General features: G+C 67.6%; 19 protein-coding genes and 1 pseudogene. 15 read left to right on the top strand and 5 right to left on the bottom strand.

Annotated features, from left to right (window positions below):
• The 5 genes and pseudogenes from A5699_RS29550 to proB form a co-directional block, all read left to right on the top strand.
• A pseudogene (locus tag A5699_RS29550) lies at positions 1-679 on the top strand (ribonuclease E/G); the annotation flags it as partial.
• Positions 680-844: 165 nt separating this feature from the next.
• A complete protein-coding gene (gene rplU, locus A5699_RS10700) occupies positions 845-1156 on the top strand; it encodes a 50S ribosomal protein L21 (RefSeq protein ID WP_003879728.1) in 312 nt (103 codons plus the stop codon).
• A gap of 13 nt (positions 1157-1169) precedes the next feature.
• On the top strand, positions 1170-1436 hold the full coding sequence (rpmA, locus tag A5699_RS10705) for a 50S ribosomal protein L27 (protein ID WP_066898306.1): 267 nt from the start codon (positions 1170-1172) through the stop codon (positions 1434-1436).
• A gap of 90 nt (positions 1437-1526) precedes the next feature.
• On the top strand, positions 1527-2975 hold the full coding sequence (obgE, locus tag A5699_RS10710) for a GTPase ObgE (protein WP_067768994.1): 1449 nt from the start codon (positions 1527-1529) through the stop codon (positions 2973-2975).
• Positions 2972-4072, top strand: coding sequence for a glutamate 5-kinase (gene proB / locus A5699_RS10715; protein WP_067768996.1), 1101 nt, complete (start codon positions 2972-2974; stop codon positions 4070-4072). The genes obgE and proB overlap by 4 nt, the downstream gene beginning before the upstream one ends.
• 48 nt (positions 4073-4120) lie before the next feature.
• On the opposite strand, the gene A5699_RS10720 is transcribed toward proB, so the two are convergent.
• On the bottom strand, positions 4121-4756 hold the full coding sequence (locus A5699_RS10720; protein WP_067768998.1) for a TetR/AcrR family transcriptional regulator: 636 nt from the start codon (positions 4754-4756) through the stop codon (positions 4121-4123).
• Positions 4757-4822: 66 nt separating this feature from the next.
• On the opposite strand from A5699_RS10720, the gene A5699_RS10725 reads away from it, so the two are divergent.
• Complete coding sequence (locus A5699_RS10725; RefSeq protein ID WP_067769000.1) at positions 4823-6082, top strand: cytochrome P450; 1260 nt, start codon at positions 4823-4825, stop codon at positions 6080-6082.
• Here the strand turns inward: A5699_RS10725 and A5699_RS10730 are convergent.
• Positions 6051-6893, bottom strand: a complete 843-nt coding sequence (locus tag A5699_RS10730) for an NAD-dependent protein deacetylase (RefSeq protein ID WP_067769002.1) — start codon at positions 6891-6893, stop codon at positions 6051-6053. The genes A5699_RS10725 and A5699_RS10730 overlap by 32 nt on opposite strands.
• Before the next feature lie 22 nt (positions 6894-6915).
• Complete coding sequence (locus A5699_RS10735) at positions 6916-7455, bottom strand: cysteine hydrolase family protein (RefSeq protein WP_067769004.1); 540 nt, start codon at positions 7453-7455, stop codon at positions 6916-6918.
• Positions 7456-7512: 57 nt separating this feature from the next.
• Between A5699_RS10735 and A5699_RS10740 the strand changes: the two genes are divergently transcribed.
• A complete protein-coding gene (locus tag A5699_RS10740; RefSeq protein ID WP_067769082.1) occupies positions 7513-9564 on the top strand; it encodes an NAD(+) synthase in 2052 nt (683 codons plus the stop codon).
• Positions 9565-9566: 2 nt separating this feature from the next.
• Here the strand turns inward: A5699_RS10740 and A5699_RS10745 are convergent, their stop codons facing one another.
• Together A5699_RS10745 and A5699_RS10750 are read right to left on the bottom strand one after the other, a co-directional pair.
• Positions 9567-10391: an enoyl-CoA hydratase/isomerase family protein gene (locus A5699_RS10745; protein WP_067769006.1), complete on the bottom strand. Its 825-nt coding sequence runs from the start codon at positions 10389-10391 to the stop codon at positions 9567-9569.
• 45 nt (positions 10392-10436) lie between these two features.
• Positions 10437-11297: a ribokinase gene (locus tag A5699_RS10750; RefSeq protein WP_067769084.1), complete on the bottom strand. Its 861-nt coding sequence runs from the start codon at positions 11295-11297 to the stop codon at positions 10437-10439.
• Between the two features lie 71 nt (positions 11298-11368).
• Here A5699_RS10750 and A5699_RS10755 point away from each other — a divergent pair, with 71 nt between their 5' ends.
• The 8 genes from A5699_RS10755 to A5699_RS10790 are packed head-to-tail and all read left to right on the top strand — an operon-like array spanning position 11369 to position 18309.
• Positions 11369-12628 (top strand): glutamate-5-semialdehyde dehydrogenase, encoded by a 1260-nt coding sequence (locus tag A5699_RS10755; RefSeq protein WP_067769007.1) that lies wholly within the window; start codon positions 11369-11371, stop codon positions 12626-12628.
• A gap of 30 nt (positions 12629-12658) precedes the next feature.
• On the top strand, positions 12659-13546 hold the full coding sequence (locus A5699_RS10760) for a MoxR family ATPase (RefSeq protein ID WP_067769010.1): 888 nt from the start codon (positions 12659-12661) through the stop codon (positions 13544-13546).
• A complete protein-coding gene (locus A5699_RS10765; protein WP_067769012.1) occupies positions 13546-14997 on the top strand; it encodes a VWA domain-containing protein in 1452 nt (483 codons plus the stop codon). The genes A5699_RS10760 and A5699_RS10765 overlap by 1 nt, the downstream gene beginning before the upstream one ends.
• Before the next feature lie 51 nt (positions 14998-15048).
• The gene (gene nadD / locus A5699_RS10770) at positions 15049-15663 is read left to right on the top strand and encodes a nicotinate-nucleotide adenylyltransferase (protein WP_255376486.1); all 615 of its coding nucleotides are present in this window, start codon (positions 15049-15051) and stop codon (positions 15661-15663) included.
• Complete coding sequence (gene rsfS, locus A5699_RS10775) at positions 15660-16040, top strand: ribosome silencing factor (RefSeq protein WP_067769017.1); 381 nt, start codon at positions 15660-15662, stop codon at positions 16038-16040. The genes nadD and rsfS overlap by 4 nt, the downstream gene beginning before the upstream one ends.
• Positions 16041-16047: 7 nt before the next feature.
• Positions 16048-16725, top strand: coding sequence for a glucosyl-3-phosphoglycerate phosphatase (gene gpgP / locus A5699_RS10780; RefSeq protein WP_067769019.1), 678 nt, complete (start codon positions 16048-16050; stop codon positions 16723-16725).
• Complete coding sequence (gene octT, locus A5699_RS10785; RefSeq protein ID WP_067769021.1) at positions 16715-17464, top strand: diglucosylglycerate octanoyltransferase; 750 nt, start codon at positions 16715-16717, stop codon at positions 17462-17464. The genes gpgP and octT overlap by 11 nt, the downstream gene beginning before the upstream one ends.
• A gap of 2 nt (positions 17465-17466) precedes the next feature.
• Positions 17467-18309 (top strand): DegV family protein, encoded by an 843-nt coding sequence (locus A5699_RS10790; RefSeq protein ID WP_067769023.1) that lies wholly within the window; start codon positions 17467-17469, stop codon positions 18307-18309.
• Positions 18310-18325: the final 16 nt, after the last annotated feature.

The following is an 18325-nucleotide window of genomic DNA, read 5'->3' on the forward strand; positions in this document are numbered from 1 at the left end:
GCCGAGCGCCTCGGCCACCACTGCGCGCAAGAACGAGCCCAGCGGTGGGGGCCGCCGCAGCAAGCGCGGCAAGAAGGGCAACTCCCAGACCGACAGCGCTCGCCCGGAAGAGGTGCAGGTCGCCAAGGTGCCGGCACATGCCGCCGGTGAACATCCGATGTTCAAGGCGATGGCCGCGGCGAACGGACGCCACGATGACGATCACGAAGGCGACGATCACGAAGGCCAGGACCACGAGGACGACGGCGATCACGCGGAGCACGAGGACTTCGACGAGCACGAGCCCGAGCACACCGACGGCGAGGCTCGCGCGGTAGCGGACGACCAGCAGGCCGGCCGTGACGACGCTGATGAGTCCGATGAGGACACTGAGGACACTGAGGACTCGGACGAGGACACCGATGAGGACTCGGACGAGGACACCGACGAGGACACCGACGAGGACTCGGACGAGGACGAGATCGACCTCGATGACCTCGACGATGACGACGAGGACGATGATCTCGACGACATCGACTCCGACGACGAGACGGATGAAGACGACGAGGCGGATGACGACGACACCGACGACACCGACGATGTCTACGAGGCGCCGGTGATTTCCGAGGTGCCGGTCAGCCGCGGACGTTCGCGTCGACGTGCCGCGGCCCGGCCCGCGGGGCCGCCCTCCCACGAGTAGAGGGCGGTTTGACCCTCTACCCGCTGGTCAAGTACCCTTGACCAGTTGTCTCCAGTGCCTGCGGTAGTCGCAGGCCGGTGACGGCGGGGCATCCCGCCACCCAAGACCCGCGCACGCACCGACCGGTAGCGCGCGCCCGCAGAGAGCAGCAGAGCAGAGGACACGATGGCGACATACGCAATCGTCAAGACCGGCGGCAAGCAGTACAAGGTCGCTGCCGGTGACGTGGTGAAGGTTGAGAAGCTCGACGCCGAGCCCGGCGCGTCGGTGTCACTGCCGGTGGCCCTGGTGGTCGACGGCGCCAACGTCACCAGCAAGGCCGATGACCTGGCCAAGGTCGCCGTGACCGGTGAGGTCCTCGAGCACACCAAGGGTCCCAAGATCCGCATCCACAAGTTCAAGAACAAGACCGGCTACCACAAGCGGCAAGGGCACCGTCAGCAGCTGACCGTGCTCAAGGTCACCGGAATCAAGTAGGAGGCGTTCGGACATGGCACACAAGAAGGGCGCTTCCAGCTCTCGTAACGGCCGCGAATCAGCCGCACAGCGGCTGGGCGTCAAGCGTTTCGGCGGCCAGGTTGTCAAGGCCGGCGAGATCCTCGTCCGGCAGCGTGGCACCCACTTCCACCCCGGCGTGAACGTCGGCCGTGGCGGCGACGACACCCTGTTCGCGCTGGCCCCCGGCGCTGTGGAGTTCGGCTCCAAGCGTGGCCGCAAGCACGTGAACATCGTTCCCGTGGCGCGCCCGGAGGCCTGAGGTCAAGAGGATTCTCCGCGAATGTGAAGCAGCTGCGAGTTCTCGACCGAACTTTCGCGATAGCTTCACATTCGACGGAGAGGATGTCCGATGCCCCGGTTTGTCGACCGCGTCGTCATTCATGCGAGCGCAGGCAACGGCGGCAACGGCTGTGCCTCGGTCCACCGCGAGAAATTCAAACCTCTCGGGGGTCCTGACGGCGGCAACGGCGGGCGTGGCGGCAGCATCGTGCTCGTCGTCGATCCGCAGGTACACACCCTGCTGGACTTCCATTTCCATCCCCATGTCGTCGCTCCCTCTGGCAAGCAGGGGGCCGGCAGCAACCGGGACGGTGCCGCGGGCGACGATCTGATCGTCCGGGTGCCCGACGGCACCGTGGTCCTCGACGAGAACGGCCGGATGCTGGCCGATCTGGTCGGTGCCGGTACCCGCTTCGAGGCCGCCCAGGGTGGTCGCGGTGGCCTCGGCAACGCCGCGCTGGCGTCCCGGGCCCGCAAGGCTCCCGGATTCGCATTGCTCGGTGAGAAGGGGCAGACCCGTGATCTCACGCTCGAGCTCAAGACCGTCGCCGATGTCGGACTGATCGGTTTTCCCTCGGCGGGCAAATCGTCTCTGGTGTCGACCATTTCGGCGGCCAAGCCCAAGATCGCCGACTATCCGTTCACCACGCTCGTGCCCAATCTGGGCGTGGTCTCGGCCGGTGACCATACCTTCACCGTCGCCGACGTTCCCGGTCTGATTCCCGGCGCCTCCGAGGGTCGGGGGCTGGGCCTGGAATTCCTGCGCCATCTTGAGCGCTGCGCCGTGCTGGTGCACGTCGTGGACTGCGCCACCATGGAACCCGGGCGCGACCCGATCTCCGACATCGAGGCGTTGGAAGCCGAGCTCGCGGCCTACACCCCGACGTTGCAGGGCGATTCCACCCTGGGTGACCTGGCGTCGCGGCCTCGTGCGGTGGTGCTCAACAAGATCGACGTCCCTGACGCGCGCGAGCTGGCCGACTTCGTCCGGGAAGAGGTCGTCGAGCGGTTCGGCTGGCCGGTCTATGAGATTTCAACCGTGAGCCGTGATGGATTGCGGCCGTTGATCTTTGCGCTGTGGGACATGGTCAAGGCCTACCGTGACGCGCAGCCTGAGGTGGTGCCGAGGCGTCCGGTGATCCGGCCGATCGCGGTCAACGAGAGCGGCTTCACGGTGGAAAAAGACGGGTACGGGGGCTTCTTGGTCCGCGGCGTCCGTCCCGAGCGCTGGATCGCCCAGACCGATTTCGCCAACGACGAGGCCGTCGGATATCTCGGCGACCGGTTGGCCCGCCTCGGTGTCGAGGACGAGCTGTTCAAGTTGGGTGCCAAACCCGGATGCGCGGTGACCATCGGGGACATGACCTTCGATTGGGAGCCGCAGACCCCGGCCGGTGTGGACATGCCGATGACCGGCCGAGGCACCGACATCAGGCTCGAGCAGACCGACCGGATCGGTGCTGCCGAACGCAAAGCGGCCCGACGGGAGCGCCGCCAGCCCGGTAGCGAGGACGCGTGAGCGCTCACCGCGAGGCGATCCGCACCGCACGCAGCGTCGTCGTCAAGATCGGCACCACTGCACTCACCACCCCGTCCGGCGTCTTTGACGCGGGCCGGCTTGCTGTCCTGGTCGAGGCCATCGAAGGCCGGATGCGCGCCGGCTCCGATCTGGTGATCGTGTCCTCCGGTGCCATCGCTGCGGGCATCGAGCCGCTCGGGCTCTCCAAGCGCCCAACGGATCTGGCGACCAAGCAGGCGGCCGCCAGTGTCGGGCAGGTGGCCCTGGTCAACGCGTGGAGTTCGGCGTTCGCCGTCTACAACCGCACCGTCGGTCAGGTTCTGTTGACCGCCCACGACATTGCGATGCGGGTGCAACACAACAACGCTCAGCGCACCCTCGACCGGTTGCGTGCCCTGCACGCGGTGGCGATCGTCAACGAGAACGACACCGTGGCCACCAACGAGATCCGGTTCGGCGACAATGACCGGCTCTCGGCGTTGGTGGCCCAACTGGTCGGCGCCGATGCGCTGATCCTGCTGTCCGATATCGACGGCCTCTATGACTCTGATCCCCGAAAAGGCAACGCGCGCTTCATTCCTGAAGTCGCCGCACAGGGCGACCTGGACGGGGTCGTCGCCGGCGGCGGGAGCCATCTGGGTACCGGCGGCATGGCCTCGAAGTTGTCCTCGGCGCTGCTGGCCGCCGATGCCGGGGTGCCGGTGCTGTTGGCCGCCGCCGCGGATGCCGGTGCAGCCCTGAGCGATGCGTCGGTCGGCACGGTGTTCGCGCCGCGGCCCGAGCGGATGTCGGCGCGGCGGTTCTGGGTCCGTCATGCCGCCGAGTCGCACGGGGCCCTGACCCTGGATGACGGCGCCGTGCGGGCGGTGGTCAAGCAGCGTCGCTCGCTGCTGCCGGCCGGGATCACCGAGGTCACCGGCCGTTTCCACGGCGGTGACGTGGTGGATCTGCGGTCCCTTGACGGGCAGACGGTCGCCCGCGGCGTGGTGGCCTACGAGGCGTCGGAGCTGGCCACGATCATCGGCCACTCGACGGCGGACCTGCCGGCCGAGTTGCGCCGACCCGCCGTGCACGCCGACGATCTGGTCGCCCTCTAGCGATTTGGGTGCAACGAGTAACGCTGACCGTTACCAAACGCACCCAAATCACCGGGGCGGGGACTCCAGATACAGCGCACCCCAAATGATTTCGGTCAGCGTATCGGCCAGCTCGGCATCGTAGGACGTCGAATGTGACGGCAGATTCTGGTGGCAGGTCCGTTCCACCATCCAGGTCAGCGTGCTCGCGGTGGTGGTGGCGGGCAGTTGCAACCGGATGGACCCGTCGGCTTGGCCGTCGGCGATGACCCGGGCGAGCTGATCGGCGATCCCCGCCAGCAGGTCGCGGTAGGTCTGCCCGACAAGCGGGTCGTAGGCCGACATCTCGTTGAGAGCCATCAGCACCGGTTGGTGGCGGCGATAGCTGGCGATGATGCCTGACATGGCGGCATGGACGTCGGCGGGGTCGCGACGTTCGGCCACACTCCACCACCGCTCGGCGGCCTGGGCCAGATCGCCGAAGACCTGGCTCGCCAGGCGGCGCAGCAGATGACCTTTGTCCTCGAAGTAGATGTAGAAGCTGGCCCGGGAGATCCCGGCCTCGGTGGCCAGCTTGTCCACGCTGAGCTCGGTGAAGCTGGAGCCGTCGGCCATCAAGCGGTCGGTGGCGTCGAGCAGTTGCCGTTCGATCCGCTCGCGGCGTTCCTCCCGGTTGGCCTGCGGTTTTCGCGTCACCGATGGCATGGTCCCAGCGTATCGGCTTTCGCCACACCTTGACTAGACACATTGTCTAGACCTATCGTCAGCGGCATGACTGTGTTGCCGATCACACGCCCCTACGATGCGATCGATCTGTCCTCCCGTGCGTTCTGGGCGACCACGGCCGCAGATCGCGAGGCCGCGTTCGCCGAATTGCGGGCGAACCGGCCGGTCAGTTGGCACCCGCCGGTCGAGGACGCGCTGATGCACGACCCTGAGGATCGTGGTTTCTGGGCGGTGACCCGGCACGCCGACATCGTCACCATCAGCCGGGACAGCGACACGTACCTGTCGGGCCACGGCGTGCTCTTCGAGAACATTCCGGCCGAACTGCTCGAGGCGTCACAGTCGTTTTTGGCGATGGACGCGCCGCGGCACACGTTGATCCGCAAGCTCGTCCATTCCGCGTTCACGCCTCGGCAGGTGGCGCGTATCGAAACGTCGATCAACACCAACGCACGCCAGATCGTGGCCGAACTCAAAGCGGCCGGCAGCGGGGTCGACTTCGTCGAGCAATGTGCCAAGGAACTGCCGATTCGCACGCTGTCGGACATGGTCGGCATCCCTGAATCCGAACGTCAGCAGGTGGCGCATGCCGCCGACGCTCTGGTGTCGTGGGCCGATCCGGTCTACCTGGCCGGGCGCAATCCGCTGGAGGTGCTGCTGGAGAACCAGATGTACCTGCACCAGGTGGCCAACAGTCTGGCCGCCCAGCGCCGCGAAACACCGGGCACCGACCTGATCAGTGCCCTGGTGCAGGCCGAGGTGGACGGAGATCGGCTCACCGATGCCGAGATCGCCGCGTTCTTCGTGCTGTTGGCAGTGGCGGGCAACGACACCACCCGTCAGACCACGAGCCACGCCCTCAAGGCGCTCACCGACCACCCGGACCAACGCGCCTGGCTCATGGCCGATTTCGACGACCGGATCGGCGGTGCGGTGGAGGAGTTGATCCGGTGGGCCACCCCGGTGATGACCTTTCGTCGCACGGCCGCCGTCGATGTCGAACTCGGCGGGCTGCTGATCGCGGCGGGGGAGAAAGTCGTGATGTTCTACGCCTCAGGCAACTGGGACACCGAGGTGTTCGATCGGCCGGAGGTTCTCGACCTGGGCCGAAAGCCCAACCCTCACCTCGGGTTCGGCGGTGGCGGCCGGCACTTCTGCCTCGGTGCACACGTGGCCAGAACACAACTGCGGGCGATCTTCGGCGAGCTGCTGCATCAGATCCCAGACATCGCCGCCGGCGAACCTGCCTACCTGCAAGGCAATTTCGTCCACGCTATCCGATCGATGCCCTGCACGTTCTCGTGAGTTCACCGGTCAACAGGGTCAGCATCTCCGAGCATCCGGCGTCGACCTTCACGGTGGCCAGATCATCGCCCCGGGTCGGCCCGCGGTTGACGATGGCGACCGGGATGCCGCGGGCCGCCGCGTGGCGCACGAAGCGGTAACCGGAATAGACCGTCAGCGACGAGCCCGCCACCAACAGTGCCTGTGCCGCATCGATGAGTGAATAGGCCTGCTCCACACGGTCTTTGGGGACATTTTCGCCGAAGTACACGATGTCCGGTTTGAGCATCCCGCCACAGGCCGGGCAGTCTCGAATGACGAACGAATCGGTGTCGTCGACCATGGCGTCGGCGTCCGGTGCGACGGCGATACCGCCGACCTGTTCGGCACGCTCGGCGAATCCGGGATTGAGAGCCTCCAGGTCATCGGCCAGCGCGGCCCGGCTCATCGTGTGGCCGCAGTCCAGACAGATCACCTGCGCGTAGGTGCCGTGCAGATTCACCACCGAGCGGCTCCCGGCCTTGGTGTGCAGCAGGTCGACATTCTGCGTGATCAATCCCGTGACTACTCCGGCGGTTTCCAGCACAGCCAGGGCGCGGTGTCCGGCGTTGGGCATGGTCTGGTCCATGTGACGCCAGCCGAGGTGGTTGCGGGCCCAGTACCGCCGGCGGAACTCGGGATCGGACGTGAACTGCCGGATCGTCATCGGATTGCTCGGTGGCGAATCGGGACCGCGGTAATCGGGGATCCCGGAGTCGGTCGACATTCCGGCCCCGGTCAGCACCGCGACCCGGCGACCCTGCAGCAGGGCTACGAGTTCGGGTGCGTCCACCCTCGCCAGGATAGGCCGCCGGTCAGAGGAGGCATTTGGCGGCGGGCAGGATCTCGGCACTCATGTTGCGACGCATCATCTCGACCGCCGCAGCACCCAGCTCGGCGTCGATATGGGCGACAGCGTCGCTGGGGATCACCACGTCGTAATGGCGCACGTAGGCGTCGAGCGCGCTGTAGAGGATGCACTGTTCGGTGACCTGCCCGGCCAGCACCACCCGCTTGGTGTCCAACCGGCCCAGCAGGTAATCCAGCGCCGTGGCGTAGAAGACGCTATGGCGCACCTTGCTCAGCATCAGGGCATCGTCTGCGGGCACGATCGGCCGCACCAGCTCCGGGTGCTCCCCGTCCAGTGCGGCGGCGATGATGTCGCTGAATTGCGCGGTGAAATCGCCGTAGTTGTCGTTGACGTAGATCAGGTCGACGTCGTCGCGTGCGCGTGCGCCACCGATCAGCTCGACCAGCGGGTCGATGATCGGGGCCACGTTCGGCGCCAGGTGTTCGGCATCTTCGTGCCGGTAGTGGTTGAGCATGTCGACGATCACGACGGCGGTATCGCTCATGACTCAATTGATACCCAGTCGCCCGATCTTGACACTTTTCGGGCAACAATGGAGCCGATGGACTTCTACAGCGCCTACCGCCATGGTTTCGCCAGAGTTGCCGCCTGCACCCACCACACCGCGTTGGCGGATCCGCCGGCCAACGCCGAATCGGTGCTGCGCCTCGCGCAGGACTGCCACGACGACGGGGTGGCCGTCGCGGTCTTCCCGGAACTGACGCTGTCGGGCTATTCGATCGACGACATCGTGATGCAGGATGCGCTGCTGGAGTCGGTGGAACAGGCGCTGATCGAGATCGTCGCGGCCTCGGTGGTGTTGACACCGGTGCTCGTGGTCGGTGCGCCGCTGCGGCATCGGCACCGCATCTACAACACGGCGGTGGTCATCCACCGCGGTGCGGTGCTCGGCGTGGCACCCAAGTCCTATCTGCCGACCTACCGCGAGTTTTACGAGCGTCGGCAGATGGCCCCCGGTGACGATCAGCGCGGCACCATCCGGGTCGCCGGCGCCGACGTGCCGTTCGGCCCGGATCTGCTGTTCGTCGCCGCCGACGTGCCGGGCCTGGTGCTGCATGTCGAGGTGTGCGAGGACATGTTCGTGCCGATCCCGCCGAGCGCGCAGGCTGCGCTGGCCGGTGCGACGGTGTTGGCCAATCTGTCCGGCAGCCCGATCACCGTCGGCCGCGCCGAGGACCGTTGCCTGTTGGCCCGCTCGGCCTCGTCGCGGTGTCTGGCCGCCTACGTCTATGCCGCCGCCGGCGAGGGGGAGTCGACCACCGATCTGGCCTGGGACGGTCAGACCATGATCTGGGAGAACGGGCTGCTGCTCGCCGACAGTGAGCGTTTCCCCCGCGGGGAGCGCCGCGCAGTGGCCGATGTGGATCTGGAGCTGCTGCGTTCCGAGCGGGTGCGCATGGGCACGTTCGACGACAATGCTCGACACCACAGCGACGACGTGACTGCGTTCCGCCGTATCGAGTTCCAACTCGACCCGCCCACGGGTGACATCGGATTGCGGCGCGAGGTCGAGCGTTTCCCGTTCGTCCCGTCGAATGCCGCCCGCCTGCAGCAGGATTGCTACGAGGCCTACAACATCCAGGTGTCGGGTCTGGAGCAACGGCTGCGGGCGCTGAACTTCCCCAAGGTCGTGATCGGGGTGTCCGGCGGTCTGGATTCCACCCACGCCCTGATCGTCGCGGCGCGGGCGATGGACCGCGAAAACCGCCCACGCAGTGACATTCTGGCGTTCACGCTGCCCGGGTTCGCCACCGGTGACCGCACCAAGAACAATGCGATCGAGTTGAGCCGGGCCCTGGGGGTGACGTTCGAAGAAATCGACATCAAGCAGACCGCGCAACTCATGCTCACCGAGATGGGGCATCCGTTCGGCCGCGGTGAGAAGGTCTACGACGTCACCTTCGAGAACGTGCAGGCCGGCCTGCGTACGGACTACCTGTTCCGGTTGGCCAACCAGCGTGGCGGCATCGTGCTCGGCACCGGCGATCTCTCGGAACTGGCCCTCGGTTGGTCGACGTATGGCGTCGGCGATCAGATGTCGCACTACAACGTCAACGGTGGGGTGCCGAAAACTCTTATCCAGCACCTGATCCGGTGGGTGATCTCCTCGGGCCAGTTCGGTGCCGAGGACTCCGACGTCAACACGGTGCTGCAGTCGGTGCTGGACACCGAGATCAGCCCCGAACTGGTTCCCACCGGGGAGGACGAGGAGATCCAGAGCAGCGAGGACAAGGTCGGCCCGTATGTGCTGCAAGACTTCTCACTGTTCCAGGTGCTGCGGTACGGGTTCCGGCCATCGAAGGTGGCGTTTTTGGCCTGGCACGCCTGGCATGACCGCGACCACGGAGACTGGCCGGCCGGATACCCCGAGGACAAGCGACCGGCATACTCCCTCAAGGAGATTCGGCACTGGCTGCAGGTGTTTGCCCAGCGGTTCTACTCGTTCTCTCAGTTCAAACGCTCGGCGCTGCCCAACGGCCCCAAGGTGTCCCATGGTGGTTCCTTGTCGCCTCGGGGTGATTGGCGCGCACCGTCGGACATGTCGGCACGGATCTGGCTCGACGAGATCGAGCGCGAGATTCCGGAGAGCTAGCGTTACAGCCGGCCCTCGGCACGCAGCTGCGGATGCACCCACTCCGGTGAGCGGCGTTCCTTGAACGCCCGGAAGCCCTCGACGGCCTCGTCGCCGCTGTAGCTGGCCTTCATGCCGATCCGGTCGTAGAGGCCCATGTAGCTGTCCAGGCTGGACTTGACGACGCCGCGGGCGCGGGGCGCGGTGCGGCAGCACTGGGCCAGCACTTCGGTTGCGGCAGTGAGCAATTCGTCGTGCGGCACGACCCGGGCGACCATGCCCCAGTCGACCGCCTCGGCCGCGGTCAGCGTGCGGCCGGTGAACATCAGGTCGCGGGTGCGCACCGGGCCGATCAGCCGGGCCAGCATCTGGCTGTAGTAGGTGTCGGCGATGCCGCGGTACAGCTCGGGCACCCGGAACGTGGCGCGGTCGCTGACCACGGCCATGTCGCTGCAGATCGCGATCTGCAGCCCACCGCCCTGACACAGTCCGTTGACCGCACTCACCACGGGTTTGACCGACTGGCGCAGGGTTTCGAACGGTGTGACGTCCATCGACAGCGCCGCACCGAAACTCATCCAGTCGTCGACACCGTTGCCGCCGCCGAGGTCGCCGCCCGGGGCGAACACGTCGCCGGTACCAGTGATCAGCAGGCCCGCCAGGTCCGGATCGGCCTCGACATGGGTGACCGCATACCGGATACCGAAGTACATCGCCGGGGTCATCGCGTTGCGGGCCTCGGGCCGGTCCAGGGTGACCACGCCGAACGGGCCCTGACGGTCGAACCTGAGGTACGGCGTGCCCAGCCAGTCGCCTTCGGGCGGTCGCGGCGAGAGTCCCTGCGTCATGCCGGCGACTATAACGGCAACGGTATCGGCTTCAGTGGACGCGGTTCAGTGCTTCAGGACGGCATCGATGTCAGCGGCACAGGGGGCGCAGTTGCCGGCCCCGCGGACCAGGGTGGCCAGCGCGCCGGCGGCACACGCGCGTCGCAATGCCGGTTCGTGACCGGTGCTCCAGCCCGCGGCCAGCACCCCGGCGAAGACGTCACCGGCGCCGGCCGTGTCCAGGGCGCGCACCGCGGGTGCGGGTACGTCGAACCGTTCGTCAGGCCCCAGATAGCTGGCGCCGCGCTTGCCCCGGGTGATCACCAGGTGCCGTACCGGCCAGTGCCAGTCGGCGGCCTCGGTCTCGTTGACCACCACGACGTCCACCAACTCCGAGAGGGCCAGTAAATGGTGGGCCGCGGTGCCCGGGGGCGAGGCGTTGAGCATGACGACCGCGCCGGCGGCCTTGGCCAGTTTGGCCGCTGCGACCGCGGTGGCGACGGGGATCTCCAGTTGGATCAACACCACTTCGCTCCACACGATGGCGCTGTGTGCGGCGGGCGAATCCACGTCGAGGTGGGCGTTGGCGCCCGGCGCCACCACGATGCTGTTCTCACCGACGGCGTCGACGAGGATGGCCGCCGATCCGCTTGGGCCAGGTACGCATGTCACCGCGTCGGAACCGACTCCGTTGGCCTGCAGGTGGCGGCGCAGGGACTCGCCGGCGGCGTCGTCACCGACGGCAGCCACGAGTGCGACGTCGGCGCCGGCCCGTGCAGCGGCCACGGCCTGGTTGCCACCCTTACCGCCGGGTGCGGACGTCAGTGACGAGGCCAGCACCGTCTGGCCCGGTCGCGGCAGAGTGTTGACGACGAACGTCTGGTCAGCATTGATGCTCCCAACCACGCACACCCGCGAAGCCGTCATGCCCACAACGCTAACGCCGCGGGGCACTGACACGTGTCGAAGTGCCTGAACACCTCCGATACCCTGGGGCAATGAGCGTGCAGACACCGTCCGTCAACGCCGGAACGCAGGACCTCCGCGGGCAGGTCCACGAGGCCGCGCGGCGGGCCCGCGTCGCCGCCCGCACCCTGGGCACCCTGAGCGCCGAGACCAAAAACCGTGCTTTGCACGCCGCCGCCGACAGCGTGCTGGCCCATGTCCACGAGGTGCTGGCCGCCAACGCCGCCGATCTCGACGCCGCTCGCCAGGCCGGCACGCCGGAGGCGATGTTGGATCGCCTGGCGCTCAATCCGCAACGGGTCGACGGCATCGCCGCCGGGCTGCGTCAGGTCGCCGGCCTGCCCGATCCGGTCGGTCAGGTGATCAGCGGCCGCACCCTGCCCAACGGCTTGCAATTGCGCCAGCAGCGGGTGCCGCTCGGCGTGGTCGGCATGGTCTACGAAGGCCGGCCCAACGTCACGGTGGACGCCTTCGGGCTCACCCTGAAATCCGGCAATGCCGCTCTGTTGCGCGGCAGTTCGTCTGCCGCGCAATCCAATCAGGCCCTGGTGACCGCGCTGCGTTCGGCGCTGAGCTCGGTAGATCTGCCGACCGACGCGGTGCAGTTGTTGCCCAGCCACGACCGGGCCAGCGTCACGCACCTGATCCAGGCCCGGGGTCTGGTCGACGTGGTGATCCCGCGCGGGGGAGCCGGCCTGATCGAGGCTGTCGTGCGCGACGCCCAGGTGCCCACGATCGAGACCGGCGTCGGCAATTGCCATGTCTACGTTGATTCCTCGGCCGACATCGAATTGGCCGAAAAGATCCTGCTGAACTCCAAGACCCGGCGCCCCAGCGTCTGCAATGCCGCCGAGACACTGTTGGTGGACCGGGCGTTGGAGGCCACCGCGCTGCCCAGGCTGACCGCTGCGCTGCGCCAAGCCGGGGTCACCGTGCATGCCGATCCAAGCGACGAAGAGCTGCACGCCGAGTTCCTCTCGATGGACATCGCCGTGGCCCTGGTGGACGGAGTCGACGGGGCCATTGCCCACATCAACGAGTACGGCACCGGGCACACCGAGGCCATCGTGACGACGAATCTTGCTGCGGCCCAGCGTTTCACCGAACAGGTGGACGCGGCCGCGGTGATGGTCAACGCGTCCACCGCGTTCACCGACGGAGAGCAGTTCGGCTTCGGCGCCGAGATCGGCATCTCCACCCAGAAGCTGCATGCCCGCGGACCGATGGGCCTGCCCGAACTGACCTCGACCAAATGGATCGTGTGGGGAGACGGTCAGACCCGCCCGGCTTAGCCGCCGACCAGATACAGACCAGGAGACCACATGAGCGTGCCCGCGCGCCCCGCGCCGTTGTTCGCCGACATGGACGATGTCGGGCGCCGGCTGGCCGAGACCGGCTATCTCGCCGACACCGCCACCGCGACAGCGGTGTTCCTCGCCGATCGGCTGGGCAAACCGCTGCTCGTGGAGGGGCCTGCCGGCGTCGGCAAGACCGAGTTGGCCCGCGCAGTCGCGGCCAGCACCGGTTCCGAACTGGTGCGCCTGCAGTGCTACGAGGGCGTCGACGAGGCCAGGGCACTGTACGAGTGGAACCACGCCAAGCAGATCCTGCGGATCCAGGCCGGGCAGAATGCCGCCGGCGGTGACTGGGACCAGACCAAGATGGACGTGTTCAGCGAGGAGTTCCTGCTGACCCGTCCGCTGCTGACCGCGATCAAACGCACCGACCCGACCGTGCTGCTGGTCGACGAGACCGACAAGGCCGACATCGAGATCGAGGGCCTGCTGTTGGAGGTGCTGTCGGACTTCGCGGTGACCGTGCCGGAACTCGGCACGATCACCGCCGAGCGGCCCCCGTTCGTGGTGCTCACCTCCAACGCCACCCGTGAGCTCTCCGAGGCGCTCAAGCGTCGTTGCCTGTTCCTGCACATCGACTTCCCGGATGCCGATCTGGAGCGTCGCATCCTGCTGTCGCGGGTTCCGGACCTGCCCGAGCACATCGCGGCCGAACTCGTCCGCATCATCGGGGTGCTGCGCGGCATGCAACTCAAGAAGCTGCCGTCGGTGGCCGAGACCATCGACTGGGGCCGCACCGTGCTGGCCCTGGGAATGGACACCATCGACGACGCGATGATCGCCGCCACCCTGGGCGTGGTGCTCAAACACCAGTCCGACCAGGTCAAGGCGGCCGGCGAGTTGAAGCTGAACTGATGGTGCCCCGCCGGGTTCGACCGTCCCAGCCGCTGGCCCCGCACGGGCTGCCGGGGCATCTTGTCGAGTTCGTCGAAGCCCTTCGCGGACAAGGGATCTCCGTCGGTCCGTCGGAGACGGTGGACGCCGGCCGGGTGATCACGGTGTTGGGCCTGGGGGACCGGGACGCGTTGCGGGAGGGCATCGCCTGCGCGGTGCTGCGACGCGCCGATCACCGCGACACCTACGACGCGATGTTCGATCTGTATTTCCCGGCCGCGCTGGGAGCACGCACGGTCCTCTCCGACGACGAGGGGGCCGACGGTGGCGAGGAGCAGCCCCAACTGCCGCCCGAGGACATCGAGGCCATGCGCGAGGCGCTGGTGCAGATGCTGGCCGACAACGAGGACCTGGCCAACCTCGACGACCGGCTGGCGGCCATGATCGCGCGCATCGTCGAGGCTTACGGCCGGTACAACTCCAGCCGCGGCCCGTCGTACTCGTCGTATCAGGCGCTCAAGGCGATGAGTCTGGACGATCTGGAGGGCCGGCTGCTGGCCGGGCTGCTCGCGCCGTATGGCGACGAGCCCACGCCCACGCAGGAGGAGATCGCCAAGGCGCTGGCCGCCCAGCGCATCGCGCAGCTGCGCAAGATGGTCGAATCCGAGACCAAGCGGCGCACCGCCGAGCAACTGGGTCGCGAGCACGTGCAGATGTACGGGGTGCCGCAGCTGGCCGAGAACGTGGAGTTCCTGCGGGCCTCGGGCGAGCAGCTACGTCAGATGCGTAAGACGGTGCAGCCGCTGGCCCGCACCCTGGCCACCCGGCTGGCCGCGCGGCGCCGCCGGTCCCGCTCCGGGGAGATCGACCTGCGCAAGACCCTGCGCAAATCGATGTCCACCGGCGGTGTGCCGATCGACGTGGTGCTCAAGAAGCCCCACCCGGCCCGTCCCGAACTCGTGGTGCTGTGCGACGTGTCCGGATCAGTTGCCGGTTTCAGCCACTTCACCCTGATGCTGGTCTCGGCGCTACGCCAGCAGTTCTCCCGGGTGCGGGTCTTCGCCTTCATCGACACCACGGACGAGGTCACCGACATGTTCGGGCCGGAGGCCGACCTGGCGGTCGCGGTGCAGCGCATCACCCGGGAGGCGGGCGTCTACACCCGTGACGGGCACTCCGACTACGGGCACGCGTTCGCGTCCTTCCTCGACAAGTACCCGAACGTGCTGTCGCCACGCAGTTCGCTGCTGGTGCTGGGCGACGGACGCAACAACTACCGCAATCCGGAATCCGGCCTGTTGGCGCACATGGTGTCGGCCAGTCGGCACGCCCACTGGCTCAACCCCGAACCCAAGCACCTGTGGGGCAGCGGGGATTCCGCGGTGCCCAAGTACCTCGAGGTCATCCCGATGCACGAGTGCCGGTCGGCCAAACAACTCGCCGCGGTGATCGACGGGCTGCTACCGGTCTGACCTCACCTCGACGCTGCCGTAAGCTCCCTGTTCGTGGCAACACGGCGCAGGTTGGGGGTGATGGGTGGGACGTTCGATCCCATCCACAACGGGCACTTGGTCGCCGCCAGTGAGGTGGCCGATCTGTTCGAGCTCGATGAGGTCGTGTTCGTCCCGACCGGGCAGCCCTGGCAGAAGCACGACCGGAAGGTCAGTGCCGCCGAGGATCGCTACCTGATGACGGTGATCGCGACCGCCTCGAATCCGCGGTTCTCGGTCAGCCGGGTCGACATCGACCGAGGCGGGGCCACCTACACCAAGGACACCCTGCGCGATCTGCGTCAACTCAACGCCGACACCGACCTGTATTTCATCACCGGAGCCGATGCCCTGGCATCGATCCTGTCCTGGCAGAACTGGGAGGACATGTTTTCCATGGCGAGATTCGTCGGCGTGAGCCGACCGGGATACGAGCTGGACGGCGAACACATCGAGGAAGCACTGCGCGAGTTGCCGCCGGACAGGTTGACCTTGGTCGAGGTCCCCGCGCTGGCCATCTCGTCCAGCGACTGCCGCCAACGGGCCGCCGAGGAGCGCCCGATCTGGTACCTGGTGCCGGACGGAGTGGTGCAGTACGTAGCCAAGCGCGGGCTGTACGCCGCGAGCAGCCCGGCGGTGACCCGATGAGCGCCACCGCCGAGGCCGTCGAGATGGCGACGGTGGCGGCGCAGGCTGCCGCGGCCAAGCTCGCCGATGACGTGGTGGTGATCGACGTCTCGGGTCAACTGGTGATCACCGACTGCTTCGTGATCGCCTCGGCCTCCAACGAACGGCAGGTCAACGCGATCGTCGACGAGGTCGAGGAGAAGATGCGGCAGGCCGGTTACAAGCCCGCCCGCCGCGAGGGCACCCGCGAAGGTCGCTGGACGCTGCTCGACTACGTCGACGTGGTGGTGCACATCCAGCACCAGGACGAGCGCGACTTCTATGCCCTGGACCGGCTGTGGCGGGATTGCCCGACGGTCCCGGTGGACCTCGACGTTCCCGCGGAGCCCGGCGAATGAGGACGCGGTGAGGGTCCGGCGGCTGGTGCTGCTGCGTCACGGCCAGACCGAGTACAACGCCGGCAGCCGGATGCAGGGCCAGCTCGACACCGATCTGTCCGAGCTCGGGCGGGATCAGGCTGCCGCGGCCGCCGACGTGCTGGCCAAGCGGCAGCCGCTGCTGATTGTGTCCTCGGATCTGCGTCGTGCCCTCGACACGGCGGTGACGCTCGGTGACCGGGCCGGGATCCCGGTCCAGGTCGACAAGCGTCTGCGGGAAACGCACCTGGGGGACTGGCAGGGCCTGACCCACCAGGAGGTGGATGCGACGGCGCCGGGCGCCCGGCTGGCCTGGCGCGACGACGCCCGGTGGGCTCCGCACGGCGGTGAAAGCCGGGTCGACGTTGCCGAGCGCAGCATCCCGGTGGTCGCCGAACTGGTTGCCGGACAACCGGAGTGGGGCCTGGACGGCTCGGACCGTCCGGTGGTGTTGGTGGCACACGGTGGTTTGATCGCGGCGCTGACCGCGGGACTGCTGGGCCTGCCGGTGGACAACTGGCCGGTGCTCGGTGGCATGGGCAATGCCAGTTGGGTTCAGCTGTCCGGGAATTCAGAGGAGACTGCCGATGCGTCCGACATGGACGCCATCACATGGCGGTTGGACGTGTGGAACGCCTCGGCGCAGGTGGCCAACGATGTCCTCTGACCAGACCGCAGCTCGCCGGCCGGTGCTGCTCGTGTTCGCCGACTCGCTGTCGTATTTCGGCCCGACCGGCGGTCTGCCGTCCGACGATCCCCGGATCTGGCCCAACATCGTGGCCGAGCAGTTGGGTTGGGACGTCGAGCTGATCGGTCGCATCGGCTGGACGTGCCGTGACGTCTGGTGGGCCGCCACTCAAGATCCGCGGTCGTGGGCGGCGCTACCGCGGGCCGGTGCGGTCATCTTCGCCACCAGCGGGATGGACTCGCTGCCCTCGCCGCTGCCGACGGCATTGCGCGAGTTGATCCGGTACGTGCGTCCGGCCTGGCTGCGCCGGTGGGTGCGCGACGGTTACGGCTGGGCGCAGCCGCGGCTGTCGCCGATCTCCCGCTCCGCGCTGCCCCCGCACCTCACGGTCGAGTACCTCGAGATGACCCGTAACGCCATCGATTTCAACCGTCCCGGCATTCCGGTGGTGGCCTCGTTGCCGTCGGTGCACATCGCCGACACGTACGGCAAGGCCCACCACGGCCGCGAGCCCACGGTCAAGGCGATCACGGCCTGGGCCGACGAGCACGATGTGCCCCTGGTGGATCTGAAGGCCGCGGTTGCCGACGAGGTGCTCAGTGGTCGTGGCAATCCCGACGGTATCCACTGGAACTTCGAAGCCCATCGGGCAGTCGCCGAGCTGATGCTCAAGGGACTGGCCACAGCCGGTGTGCCGCAACAGAATTCCACTGCCTGACGATGGCGGTCAGGATAGTGACCGACTCGACGTCGCGGTTGCGACCCGAGTTGTGTCAGAAGTGGGGCATCCGGCAGGTGCCGTTGCACATCCTCGATGACGGCAACGACCTGCGCGACGGCGTTGATCCGATACCGTCGGACATCCACGACCGGGCCCGGGCCACCACCGCCGGTGCTTCGCCGGCCGATCTCGCCGAAACCTATCGACAGGCACTGGCCGACAGTGACGGCGACGGCGTGGTGGCCGTGCACATCTCGGCGGCCCTGTCGAGCACGTACAGCTCGGCGGCGGCAGCGGCCCGGGAGATCGGACCGAGTGTGCGGGTGGTGAACTCGCGGGCGGCGGCCATGGGAATCGGTTTCGTCGCGCTGGCGGCCGCAGAATCGGCCGCTCGCGGAGACGCACTCGACGCCGTCGAGGCCGCGGCTCGCGCCGCGATCCCTCGCGGGCAGGCATTCATCGTGGTACACCGGCTGGACAATCTGCGTCGCGGCGGCCGGATCGGTACGGCCGCATCGTGGTTGGGCACGGCGCTGTCACTCAAACCCCTGCTGCGCCTGGACGTGGACGGCCGGCTGGTGCCCGCGCAACGGATCCGGACGATATCGAAAGCCCATGCCGCACTGGTCGATCAGATCGTCGAGGCATCCGGTGACCGGCCCGTCGAGGTCGTCGTACACCACGTCGCCAATCCGGATGCCGCCGGACAGATCGCCGCGGCGCTGACCGAGCGGCTGCCGCAGCTGAGGTCGTTGTCGGTGACCGAGATGGGCGCGGTGCTCGCGGTGCACGTCGGTGGCGGCGCGGTGGGTGCGTGCCTCAGCGTCGACGACGCGTCTTAGGTTGACACTCCACCGC

The sequence above is a fragment of the Mycobacterium sp. E802 genome (assembly GCF_001666875.1).
Taxonomy (GTDB): Bacteria; Actinomycetota; Actinomycetes; order Mycobacteriales; family Mycobacteriaceae; genus Mycobacterium.